General features: G+C 74.1%; 2 protein-coding genes (1 of these 2 running past the window's edge). Both read right to left on the bottom strand.

Annotated elements, in window-relative coordinates; translation table 11 throughout:
* Positions 1 to 6,628, bottom strand: partial view of a type I polyketide synthase gene (locus tag IAG43_RS24720; RefSeq protein WP_187742882.1) — the 5' portion only. The gene continues 4,079 nt to the left of window position 1, outside the view; 6,628 of the gene's 10,707 nt are visible here — the first part of the coding sequence; its start codon is at positions 6,626 to 6,628; its stop codon lies beyond the left edge, outside the window.
* Complete coding sequence (locus IAG43_RS35025; protein WP_281403982.1) at positions 6,625 to 13,188, bottom strand: type I polyketide synthase; 6,564 nt, start codon at positions 13,186 to 13,188, stop codon at positions 6,625 to 6,627. Before IAG43_RS35025 ends, IAG43_RS24720 begins: the two co-directional genes overlap by 4 nt.

Here is a 13,188-nt window from a genome sequence, read left to right as displayed (position 1 = left end):
CGGACACCGTCCGCTCCACCGGGGCGGGCTCCTCGGCGGCCGGCGCCTCCTCCACGATGATGTGCGCGTTGGTCCCGCTCACACCGAACGAGGACACCCCCGCACGACGCGGACGCCCGCCCTCGGCAGCCCACTTACGGGCCTCCGTCAACAGCCGGACCGCACCCGACTCCCACTCCACATGCGGCGACGGTTCGTCCACGTGCAGCGTCGGCGGCAGCACCCCGTGCCGCATCGCCATCACCATCTTGATCACACCCGCCACACCCGCGGCAGCCGACGTGTGACCGATGTTCGACTTGATCGACCCCAGCCACAACGGCTCCCCAGCCCGCTCCCGGCCATACGTCGCCAGCAGCGCCTGCGCCTCGATCGGGTCACCCAGCTTCGTCCCCGTACCATGCCCCTCCACCGCGTCCACCTCGGACGCCGACAGACCGGCCGACGCCAGCGCCGCACGGATCACCCGCTCCTGCGACGGACCGTTCGGAGCCGTCAGACCATTGCTCGCACCGTCCTGGTTCACCGCGGTACCCCGCACCACACCCAGAATCCGGCGACCGTTGCGCCGCGCGTCCGACAGACGCTCCACCACCAGCACACCCGCACCGTCCGAGAACCCCGTCCCGTCCGCAGCAGCCGCATACGCCTTGCAGCGACCGTCGGGGGACACAGCGCGCTGGCGGCTGAACTCGGTGAGGAGGTAGGGGCCGGCGAGCAGCGTCACGCCGCCCACCAGGGCGAGTGAGCACTCGCCGTTGCGCAGCGCCTGGCCCGCCAGGTGCAGGGCGACGGCCGAGGACGAGCACGCCGTGTCCACCGACATGGCGGGGCCTTCGAGGCCCAGGGTGTAGGCGATGCGGCCGGACACGACGCTGGTCGTGGTGCCGGTGAGACGGTAGCCCTCCAGATCGCCCGAGGCCATGCCGCCGTAGTCGGTGGTCACGACACCGGCGAACACACCGGTGTCGCTGCCGCGCAGGGTCGTCGGGTCGATGCCCGCGTGCTCGAACGCCTCCCACGACGATTCCAGCAGCAGTCGCTGCTGGGGGTCCATCGCGGTCGCCTCGCGCGGGCTGATGCCGAAGAACTCCGCGTCGAACTCGCCGATCCCCTCCAGGAAGGCGCCGCCGCGGGTGTTGATCTTGCCGACCTGGTCGGGGTCGGGGTCGTAGATGTCCGCGTCCCAGCCACGGTCGGTCGGCAGCCCGCCGACGGCGTCGCGCCCCGAGGACACCAGCTCCCACAGTTCCTCGGGCGAGGTGACCCCGCCCGGGAAGCGGCAGCCCATGCCGACGATCGCCAGCGGCTCGTCCGGTGCCGTGGCCCGCCTGGGGCGGACGGGGGCGGCGGTCGGCGCATCCGCAGCGCCGCCGATCTCGGCGAGGAGCAGCGTGGCTACGGCGGCCGGTGTGGGGTGGTCGAAGACGAGCGTGGCGGGCAGACGGACCCCGGTGGCCTGGGTGAGCCGGTTGCGCAGCTCGACCGCGCTCAGCGAGTCGAAGCCGAGGTCCTTGAAGGCGCGGTCCGTGTCGACGGTCGCCGGGGTGGTGTGTCCGAGGACCGAGGCGACCTGCTCCCGCACCGCGTCGAGGACGATCGGCTCGCGTTCCGTCCGGCCGACGCCGGCCAGGCGCTGCGCGAGCGTGCCGCCCGCGTCGGGGCGCCGTACGGGCACGGGGGCGAGCCCGCGCAGCAGCGCGGGGAGCGCTCCGGCCCTGGCCCGGGCGCGCAGCGCGGCCGTGTCGAGCCTCACGGGTGCGAGAAGCGCGGAGCCGGTACCGAGGGCGAGGTCGAAGAGTTCGAGACCGTGCTCCGGGGAGAGCGCGCCGACACCGGTGCGCTCCAGGCGGGCCAGGTCGTCGGCGTCAAGCGCCTCCGCCATGCCGCCGATGCCGCCCCAGAGGCCCCAGGCGAGGGACGTGGCGGGCAGTCCGGCGGCCCTGCGCGTCGCGGCCAGCGCGTCCAACGCCGCGTTCGCAGCAGCGTAGTTGCCCTGCCCCGGGCTGCCGATCAGCGCGGCGACCGAGGAGAACACCACGAACGCGGACAGCTCCGCGTCGGCCGTCAGCTCGTGCAGATGCAGCGCCGCGTCCACCTTCGGACGCATCACCCGCTCGACCTGCCCGGCCGAAAGCGACTCCACCACACCGTCGTCCAGCACACCTGCCGTGTGCACGACGGCGGTCAACGGACGCTCCAGTCCGCCCAGGACAGCGGCGAGCTGCGCCCGGTCGGACACGTCGCACGCCACGACCCGGGCCTCACACCCCGCCCCGGCCAGCTCGGCGACCAGCTCCGCCGCACCCTCCGCCGCCGGGCCGCGACGGCTCAGCAGCAGCAGACGCCGCACCCCGTGGACGGTGGCGAGGTGACGGGCGCACAGCGCACCCAGACCACCCGTACCACCCGTGATCACCACCGTGCCCTCCGCGTCGAACGCGACGCCCCCGACACCCACCGGTGCACGCACCAGCCGCGGCGCGAACACCCGGCCCCCGCGCACCGCGAGCTGCGGCTCCTCCGCGACCGGCAGCGTGCGCCAGTCCGGCTCGTCGCCGTCCACGGCGACGTCCACCAGGACGAAACGGTCCGGGTGCTCGGACTGGGCGCTCCGCAGCAGACCCCACACCGCCGCCTGCGCCATGTCCGGCGCCTCCCCGTCGACCGGGACCGCGCCCCGGGTGACGACGACCAGACGGACGTGGGCCGGCCTCTCGCTCGCCAGCCACCCCTGCACCAGCGCCAGCGCCTCGACCGCGGTCGAGGCCACCGTGGCTCCCGGGGAGCCGACGTCCGCGAGCACCAGGTCAGGGGCCTCGGAACCGTCGGCCAGAGCGCTTTCCAGCGCGTCCGGGTGGATGTGGTCGCCGTCACCCGTCCCGATGCGGGCGGGAGAGGGACCGGCGGCGGACGGGAGCGGTTCGACGGGCGTCCAGTCCACCGCGTAGAGGGACTGCCGCGCGTCGCCGTGCGTGATGTCGATGCGTGCCTGTTCGACGGGTCGGACGACGAGGGAGCGGACGGACACCGCCGGGGTGCCGTCCTCGGTGACCGCGTCGAGGCGCAGGGAAGTGGCGCCGGTCAGGGTGGAGCGGACCCGCAGGCGGGTGGCGCCCGCCCGGTCGAGCCGGACACCGCTCCAGCTGAAGGGCATCAGATGGGCTGCGGTGGCGTCGCCCGTGAGCAGCACGACGCCGCTCTGGAGCGCCGAGTCGAAGAGTGCCGGGTGAATGCCGAAACCTTCGTGGCCCTCGGGCAGGGACACCTCGGCATAGGTGGTGTCACCGTCGCGCCAGGCGGCCTCCACGCCGTGGAAGAGGGGTCCGTAGTCGTAGCCGAGATCGCCGAGGCTGCGGTACAGCTCGTCGGCGGACAGCGGTTCGGCGTGCTGCGGCGGCCACTGCTCGCTCCAGGCGGGCGCGGGCGCGGTGTCGGTGGCGAGGGTGCCGCGGGCGTGGCACGTCGGCTCGGCGTCGGCGGGGCCGTGCTCCGGCCGGGAGTAGACCGCCAGGTCGCGGCGGCCGTCGGGACCCGCGGCCCCGACGGTGATCTGGAGCTGCCGGGTGACGCCGTCCTGTATGAGGAGCGGCGATGCGAGCACCAGCTCGTCCACCACGGGTACGCCCACCCGGCGGCCGGCGGCGAGCGCCAGTTCGACCAGCCCGGTGCCGGGCACCACCATGGTGCCGAGCAGCAGGTGTTCGGCGACCCAGGGGTGGTTCTCGGTCGAGATGTTGCCGGTGAAGACCCACTCGTCGCGGTCCCCGACCTGCACGGTGGCGGCGAGGAGGGGGTGGTCGACGGCGATCAGACCGGCGGCGGTCACGTCCCCCGCGCCCGTGACCGGTGCCAGCCAGAACCGCTCCCGCTGGAACGCGTACGTGGGGAGATCGACGCGGCGCGCGCCCGTACCCGCGTAGTACGCGTCCCAGTCCACGCCCGCCCCCGAGGTGTGGGCCCGACCCAGGAACGCGGCGAACGTCTCCGCCTCCGGGTGCTTGGCGCGCAGAGCCGGGACGAACACGGCCTCGGCGTCGTCCTCGACGCACTGACGGGCCATCGCGGTCAGCACCGCATCGGGACCCAGCTCCAGGAACCGGCGGACACCCAGGTCCCACAGGGTCGCCACACCGTCCGCGAAACGCACCGCCTGACGGACATGACGCACCCAGTAGTCCGCGTCGAAGCCGGTGACGACCTCGCCCGTGACGTTCGAGACCACCGGAACCGCGGGCGTGGCGTAGGACAGGCCCTCCGCGACCGTGCGGAACTCCTCCAGCATCGGCTCCATGCGCGGCGAGTGGAACGCGTGCGACACCCGCAGGCGGGACGTCTTGCGCCCCTCCCACGCCGGCAGCCACTCCTCCACCGCGTCCGCGTCACCGGAGACGACAACGGCCAACGGCCCGTTGACGGCGGCGATCTCCAACCGGCCCTCGAAGCCCGCCAGGGAAGCGGCCACCTCGGCCTCAGCAGCCTGCACCGCCACCATCGCCCCACCCGCAGGCAGCCCACCCATCAACCGCCCACGCGCCACCACCAGCTCAGCCGCATCCGCCAGCGACAACACCCCCGCCACATGCGCGGCAGCGATCTCACCCACCGAATGCCCGATCAGGAAGTCAGGCCGGAGCGACAGCGACTCCGCCAGACGGAACAACGCCACCTCGACCGCGAACAGCGCCGCCTGCGTGAACTCCGTCGCGTTCAGAACCTCGCCGTCCGCGGCCAGCAACTCCCGCAGCGAACGCCCCAACCGCGGATCCAGCTCCGCACACACCGCATCCAGAGCACGCTCGAACACCGGGAACCGCGACGCCAGTTCCAGCCCCATCCCCCGACGCTGCGACCCCTGCCCCGTGAACAGGAACGCCGACTTGCCACCGACACCCGACTCCGAGGCCGCGACATCGGCCAGCCGCGCCAGCAGCTCCTCACGGTCCGAGGCCACCACCACCGCACGCCGCTCCAGCAGCGCACGCGACGTCACCGACGAGAAGGCCACATCCGCCACCGACACATCGGCGTCAGCAGCCACCTGCTCCCGCAGCCGCGCCGCCTGCGCCGTGAGCGCCGCATCCGTACGCGCCGAGACCACGACCGGCACCGGCGCACCGACAGCCGCCCGCTCGGCGGGCTCCTCCGCGGCCGGGGCCTCCTCCAGGATCAGGTGCGCGTTGGTCCCGCTCACACCGAACGAGGACACCCCCGCGCGACGCGGACGGCCGCCCTCGACGGTCCACTCCCGGGCCTCGGTCAGCAGCCGGACCTCGCCCGACTCCCAGTCCACATGAGGCGACGGCTCGTCCGCGTGCAGCGTCGGCGGCAGCATCCCGTGCCGCATCGCCATCACCATCTTGATCACACCCGCCACACCCGCGGCAGCCGAGGTGTGACCGATGTTCGACTTGATGGAGCCGAGCCACAACGGCTCGCCCGCCCGCTCCCGGCCATACGTCGCCAGCAGCGCCTGCGCCTCGATCGGGTCACCCAGCTTCGTCCCCGTACCGTGCCCCTCCACCGCGTCCACCTCGGACGCCGACAGACCGGCCGACGCCAACGCCGCACGGATCACCCGCTCCTGCGACGGACCGTTCGGAGCCGTCAGACCATTGCTCGCACCGTCCTGGTTCACCGCGCTGCCCCGCACCACACCCAGAATCCGGCGACCGTTGCGCCGCGCGTCCGACAGACGCTCCACCACCAGCACACCCGCACCGTCCGAGAACCCCGTCCCGTCCGCAGCAGCCGCATACGCCTTGCAGCGGCCGTCGAGGGCGAGGCCGCGCTGGCGGCTGAACTCGACGAAGAGGAAGGGGCCGGCGAGCACGGTGACGCCGCCGGCGAGGGCGAGGGAGCACTCGCCGGCCCGCAGGGCGTTCGCGGCGATGTGGAGGGCGACGAGGGAGGCGGAGCAGGCGGTGTCGATGGTGACGGCGGGGCCCTCGAGGCCGAGGCTGTAGGCGACGCGGCCGGACATGACGCTGCTCTGGGTGCCGGTGACGCGGAACCCTTCGAGTTCGGGCAGCGTGGCGGGGCCGTAGTCGGAGGAGACGGTGCCGGCGAACACGCCGGTGTCGCTGCCCCGCAGGGTGGTGGGGTCGATGCCCGCGTGCTCCAGCGCCTCCCAGGACGTCTCCAGCGTCAGCCGCTGGGTGGGGTCCATGGCCAGCGCCTCACGGGGGCTGATGCCGAAGAAGCCTGCGTCGAAGGCGGTCGCGGTGGGGACGAAGCCGCCCTCGCGGGCGTAGGCGCTGCCCGGCCGGTCCGGGTCCGGGTCGTAGAGTCGCTCCAGGTCCCAGCCGCGGTCGGCGGGGAAGGGGCCCATCGCGTCACGGCCCGACGCGACCAGCTCCCACAGTTCCTCGGGCGAGGTGACCCCGCCCGGGAAGCGGCAGCCGATGCCGACGATGGCGACCGGTTCGACGTCGCGCTGCTCCAGTTCGCGTACGCGCCGGTTGGCGGTGCGCAGTTCGGTGGTGACGCGGCGCAGGTAGGTGCGGAGCTTCTGCTCGTCGGTCGTCGCCCCGTCGCGGGCCGTGGCGGTGCCCGGGCCGTCGCCCGCCGGTCCGCTCCGGCCGTCGTCCGGGTTCCCGGTCGTACGGACTTGCGTGTTCCCCGTCATGCGGAACCGAGCTCCTTGTCGATCAGGTCGAACATTTCGCTGTCGGAGACGAAGTCGAGGTCGGCCTCGAGGTCGGCCTCGAGGCCGTCGTCGGTGTCGTCGGTGGTGCCCGTGGCGCTGAGCAGGGTCCGCAGCCGGTTGCTGAGCGAGCGCAGGCGGGGCTCGGCGCCGGCGAGCTGCTGCTCGTGGCCGGCCACGGCGATCAGGAGTGCTTCGAGCCGCTGGAGTTCCTCGTCGAGCGGCGAGGGGGGTGGGCCGGTGACGGCGCCCCCGACTTCGGCGAGGATGCGCCGGGCGGCCTCGACGGGGGTCGGATGGTCGAAGACGAGGGTGGCGGGCAGCCGTACACCGGCGACCTGGGCGAGCCGGTTGCGGAGTTCGACCGCGGCGAGGGAGTCGAAGCCGAGATCCTTGAAGGCGCGGTCCGGTTCGACGGCGGCGGCGGACGCGTGGCCGAGGACGGAGGCGACCTGGGTGCGCACCAGGTCCAGGACGAGCTGCTCGCGCTCGGCCTCCGGGACGCCGGCGAGCCGGCGTTGCAGGGAGCGCGAGGTGTCGGCGCGGCGGGCGGGTGCGCGGACGAGGCCGCGGAGCAGGGCGGGCAGGGTGCCGGTCCGGGCCTGCGTGCGCAGGGTGGCGAGGTCCAGGCGGACGGGGGCGAGCAGGGCCGCGTCCGACGCGAGGGCCTGGTCGAAGAGCTGGAGGCCCTGCTCGCCGGCGATGGCGCCGATGCCGGTGCGTTCCATGCGGGCCAGGTCGTCGGCGTCGAGTTCGCCGGTCATGCCGGTGGAGTCGGACCACAGGCCCCAGGCGAGGGAGAGGGTGGGCAGTCCGGCCGCCTGCCGGTGTGCGGCGAGCGCGTCGACGGTGGCGTTGGCGGCCGCGTAGTTGGCCTGGCCGGCGTTGCCGAGGAGACCGGCTGCCGAGGAGAAGAGGACGAACGCCGACAGGTCCATGCGGGCGGTCAGCTCGTGGAGGTACCACGCGGCGTCGGACTTGGGCCGCATGACGTGCCGGATCTGTTCGGGGGTGAGCGACTCGATGACTCCGTCGGCGAGGACTCCGGCGGTGTGGACGACGGCGGTGAGCGGTCGGTCGAGGGAGTCGAGCAGGGCGGCGGTCCGTGTGCGGTCGGAGACGTCGCAGGCGGCGACGCGGACGCGGGCGCCGAGGGTCTCCAGGTCGGCGACGAGTGCGGCGGCGCCTTCGGCGGCCGGTCCGCGGCGGCTGACCAGGAGCAGGTGGCGGGCGCCGTGGGCGGTGACGAGGTGGCGGGCGAAGAGGGCGCCGAGGCCGCCGGTGCCACCGGTGATCAGGACGGTGCCCTCGGGGTCGAGGGGTGCGGGGACGGTGAGGACGACCTTGCCGATGTTGCGGCCCTCGCGCAGGTGGCGGAAGGCTTCCCGGCCGCGGCGGGCGTCCCAGGCGCGGATCGGGGAGGGCAGGACCTTGCCCCGGGCGAACAGGTCGGCGATGTCGGTGAGCATCCGCTGGATGCGGTCCGGGCCCGCCTCCATCAGGTCGTAGGAGCGGTAGGCGATGCCGGGGCGGGTGCGGGCGACGGCTTCCGGGTCGCGGATGTCGGTCTTGCCCATCTCGACGAACCGGCCGCCGCGGGGCAGCAGGTCGAAGGTGGCGTCGACGAACTCCCCTGCCAGGGAGTTGAGGACGATGTCCACGCCGGTGCCGCCGGTGGCTTCCAGGAGGGCTTCGCGGAAGTCCAGGTCGCGGGAGCCCGCGATGCGCTCGGGGAGGACGCCGAGGTCGCGTACGGCGGACCACTTGGGGCGGCCGGCGGTGGCGTAGACCTCGGCGCCGAAGTGGTGGGCGAGCTGGACGGCGGCCATGCCGACGCCGCCGGCCGCGGCGTGCACGAGCAGCTTCTCGCCCGGCTTCAGGCCCGCCAGGTCGACGAGTCCGTAGTAGGCGGTGAGGTAGACGACGGGGACGGCGGCGGCCTCGGTGAAGGTGAGGCCCTCGGGGATGGGGGCGATGGTCCTGCGGTCGGCGACGGCGACGGGGCCGAAGGCGTCCGGCACCAGGCCGAACACGCGGTCGCCGGGGGCGAGGTCGGTGACGGCGGAGCCGGTTTCGAGGACGACGCCCGCCGCCTCGCTGCCGAGGGGCGCGTCGCCCGGGTACATGCCGAGGGCGATGAGGACGTCGCGGAAGTTGACGCCGGCGGCGCGGACGGCGATGCGGACCTCGCCCACGCCGAGGGGGCGTTCGCCGTCGGAGGGCAGGATCGTGAGGTTGTCCAGGGAGCCCTTGCGGGTGCTGCCGAGCCGCCAGGCGTGACCGGCGGGTGCGGCGCTGCCGGCGGGTCCGGCGGCGGGCCGGGCGAGTCGGGGCGCGAGCAGGGCGCCGCCGCGTGCGGCGAGCTGCGGTTCGTCCAGCTCGGCGAGGGCGCTGAAGTCCGGCGGGGTGCCGCCGTCGGTGTCGAGGAGGACGAAGCGGCCGGGGTGCTCGGTCTGGGCGCTGCGCAGCAGGCCCCAGGCGGGTGCCTGGGCGAGGTCCACGGGTGCGTCGCCGACGGCGACGGCGCCGCGGGTGACGGCGACGAGGGTGGCCTCGCCCACCCATTCGCTGGCGAGCCAGCGCTGGGCGAGGGCGAGGGTGCGTTCGGCGACGACGCCCGCGGCGTGGGCCGGGTCGTCGCCTGCGGGGGTCTCGATCCCGGCGAGGACCAGGTCGGCGCCCGCGGTGCCGGCGGCGAGGGCGGCCTCCAGGGCGTTCAGGTCGGCGAAGCGGGCGCCGGGGGCGCCCAGGTCGCCGAGGACGGCGACGCGGGCCGTGGACGGGGTGGTGGTGACGGGGGTCCACTCCAGCTGGAACAGGGTGTTCTGCTCACCGCCCGTGCGGGTGAGCTGTGCGGGGTCGACGGGGCGGACGGCGAGGCTTTCGGCGCTGACGACGGTGTCGCCGTTCTCGTCGGCGATGTCGATGCGGAAGGCGTGGTCGCCGGCGGGGGCGACACGGACGCGGACCCGGTCCGGGGCGGGGCGGGCGCAGTGGACGCGGGTCCAGGAGAACGGCAGGTCCAGGGCGGACGCCGGGTCCTTGTCGATCATGCTGGGGTGGAGTGCGGCGTCGAAGAGGGCCGGGTGGACGGTGTATCCGTCGGTGGCCGTGCCGTCCGGGAGGGACACCTCGGCGTAGATCTCGGCTCCGGCGCGCCACACGGCCTGGACGCCCTGGAAGAGGGGGCCGTAGTCGAGTCCGGCGTCGGCGAGGTTCTCGTAGAGGGCGTCGGCCGAGGACTCGGTGGCGCCGGCGGGGGGCCAGGCCGTGGGGAAGGCCGGTGCCTGGGCATCCGTGTCGGCGGCGAGCCGGCCCCGGGCGTGGCGGACGGCTTCGCGGGTGGCGTCGGGGCCGGTGCCCGTCTCGGTGTAGGAGTGGACGGCGACGTCCCGGCGGCCTTCGTCGTCGGGGCGGCCCACGGTGACGCGCAGGTGCCGTGCGGTGGTCTCGTCGAGGGTGAGCGGCGCTTCGAGGACGAGTTCGTCGAGGAGTTCGCAGCCGAGGCGTCGGCCCGCGGCGAGGACGAGTTCGACGACGGCGGTGCCGGGGACGATCACGGTGCCGAGGACGAGGTGGTCGCGGGTCCAGGGCTGGGAGTCGGTGGCGAGGCGGCCGGTGAAGACCCACTCGTCGCGGTCGGCGACCTGGACGGCGGCGGCGAGGACGGGGTGCTTCATCCGGTCGAGCCCGGCGGCGGCGACGTCGCCGCCCCGGGCGGCGGGGGTGAGCCAGTACGTCTCGCGCTGGAAGGGGTAGGTGGGCAGGTCGACGCGGTGTGCGCCGGTGTCCGCGTAGACGGCGTCCCAGTCGACGCGTACGCCGGCGGTGTGGGCCCGGCCGACGGAGAGCAGGAAGCGGTGCAGTCCGCCCTCGTCGCGGCGCAGGGAGCCGACGACGGCGACGCGTGCGGCGGCGTCCTTGCTCTCGACGGTGCCTTCGACCGCCATGGTGAGGACGGGGTGGGGGGACGCCTCGACGAAGCAGCCCATGCCCTTGTCGACGAGGGCGGCGACGGCGGGTGCGAAGCCGACCCGGGCGCGCAGGTTGCGGTACCAGTAGCCGGCGTCCATCGTCGCGGTGTCGATGAAGCCGCCGGTGACGGTGGAGTGGAAGGGCACCCGGCCGCTGGTGGGTTCGACGGGGGCGAGGGCGGTGAGGAGGTCGTCCTCCAGTGCTTCGACGTGGTGGGTGTGGGAGGCGTAGTCGACGTTGACGCGGCGGGCGCGCACACCGTCGCTCTCGCAGCGGGCCGCGATCTCGTCCAGCGCCGCCGGGTCACCCGCCACCACGACGGACGAGGGGCCGTTCACAGCCGCCACCGACACCGCACCCGCGCAGGGGGCGATCAGCTCCTCCGCAGCCGCCACCGGCAGGGCCACCGACATCATCCCGCCACGCCCCGCCAGCCGGTCGCGCACCAACTGGCTGCGCACCGCCACGATCCGCGCCGCATCCTTCAGCGACAGACCACCCGCCACGTACGCGGCCGCGATCTCCCCCTGCGAATGCCCGACGACGGCCGCCGGCTCCACACCGTACGAACGCCACAACGCCGCCAGCGACACCATGACGGCGAACAGCGCCGGCTGCACCACGTCGACACGCTCCAGCGACGGCGCCCCCGGCACACCCCGCAGCACATCCTCCAGCCGCCACTCCACGAACTCCGCCAGCGCCTCACCGCACGCCGCGACCTCCGCCGCGAACACCGGCGAAGAATCCAGCAGCTCGACCGCCATGCCCTCCCACTGCGCCCCCTGCCCCGGGAACACGAACACCGGCTTCACACCGGAACCGATGATCTGCCCCTCCGCCACATGGGCGGACGGCTCACCCGCGCTCAGGTCGCCGAGACCGGCGAGCAGGGCGCCCCGGTCGGTGGCGACGACGACGGCACGGTGCTCCAGGTGGGCGCGGGTGGTCGCCTGGGCGAACCCGACGTCCACATGGTCGAGTTCGGGGTGGGCGATCAGGTGGGCGCGCAGCCGGTCGGCGGCTTCGCGCAGGGCGGCGTCGCCGCGTGCGGAGAGCGGCACGAGCACGGGCCGCGGGGCGCGGGTGCCGTCCTCGCCGGCTGCCGGGGTGTGCGCCGGCTCGGGGGCTTCGGCCGGCGGGGCCTCCTCCAGGACGACGTGGGCGTTGGTGCCGCTGACGCCGAACGAGGAGACCCCGGCGCGCCGGGTCCGCTCGCCGGCGGGCCAGGGGCGCGCCTCGGTGAGCAGGGCGACCTCCCCCGAGGACCAGTCCACGTGCGGGGAGGGGGCGTCCACGCCGAGGGTGGGCGGAAGCGTCTCGTGGCGCATCGCCATGACCATCTTGATGACACCGGCGACACCGGCGGCGGCCTGGGTGTGCCCGAAGTTCGACTTGACCGAGCCGAGCCAGAGCGGGCCGTCGGTGCGGCCCTGTCCGTAGGTGGCGAGCAGCGCCTCGGCCTCGATCGGGTCGCCGAGCGGGGTGCCGGTGCCGTGGCCCTCGACGGCGTCCACATCGGACGGGGCGAGGCCGGCGGCGGCCAGCGCCTGGCGGATCACCCGTTCCTGGGAGGGGCCGTTGGGGGCGGTGAGGCCGTTGCTCGCGCCGTCCTGGTTGACGGCGCTGCCGCGGACGACGGCGAGGATGCGGCGGCCGTTGCGCCGTGCGTCGGAGAGCCGTTCGAGGACGAGCAGGCCCATGCCCTCGGCCCAGCCGACGCCGTCGGCGGCCTGGGCGTAGGCCTTGCAGCGGCCGTCGGGAGAGAGGGCGCGCTGGCGGCTGAACTCGACGAAGGCGCTGGGGCGGGCGAGCGTGGTCGCGCCGCCGACGACGGCGAGCGAGCACTCCTTGGAGCGCAGGGACTTGGCGGCGACGTCGATGGCCACCAGCGAGGAGGAGCAGACCGTGTCGACGGTGACCGCGGGGCCCTCGAAGCCGAAGGTGTAGCTGATGCGTCCGGAGGCGACGCTGGGCGAGGAGGCGATGGAGAGGTAGCCCTCGATCTCCGGCCTCCGGTCGCTCTGCCCGGCGACGAACTGGTAGTCGGAGAACATGAGTCCGCAGAAGACCCCGGTGTCGCTGCCCTTGAGCGTGGTCGGGTCGATGCCCGCGTCCTCGAAGGCCTCCCACGCGCCTTCGAGGAGCAGCCGCTGCTGCGGGTCCATGGCGAGCGCCTCACGGGGGCTGATGCCGAAGAACTCGGCATCGAACTCGGCCATGTCGTCGAGGAATCCGCCGTGGCGGGTGTACGCGGTGCCGGGGTGGTCCGGGTCCGGGTCGTAGAGGTTCTCCAGGTCCCAGCCGCGGTCGGCGGGGAACTCGGAGAATCCCATCCGCCCTTCGGCGACGAGCGACCACAGGTCCTCGGGCGAGGCCACGCCTCCGGGGAAGCGGCAGGCCATACCGACGATGGCCAGGGGCTCCGCCGCCCGGTCGAGCAGTTGCCGGTTCTCGCGCCGGAGGCGTTCCGTCTCCTTCAGCGACTTGCGCAGGGCTCCGACGATGTCGGGCTTCTCGAGGGCCATGCTGGTCTCCCCCACCTTCGGGCTCTTGCCTGGAACCAT

Origin of the sequence: Streptomyces genisteinicus (assembly GCF_014489615.1) — a bacterium.
Lineage (GTDB): Bacteria > Actinomycetota > Actinomycetes > Streptomycetales > Streptomycetaceae > Streptomyces > Streptomyces genisteinicus.
Note: the sequence above shows the minus strand (reverse complement) of the source record. Positions and strands in the feature narration are given on the sequence as shown.

Bases quoted from the DNA above. Each gene is read 5' to 3' on its own strand.
- IAG43_RS35025 (WP_281403982.1), bottom strand. From the start codon at position 13,188: ATGGTTCCAGGCAAGAGCCCGAAGGTGGGGGAGACCAGCATGGCCCTC.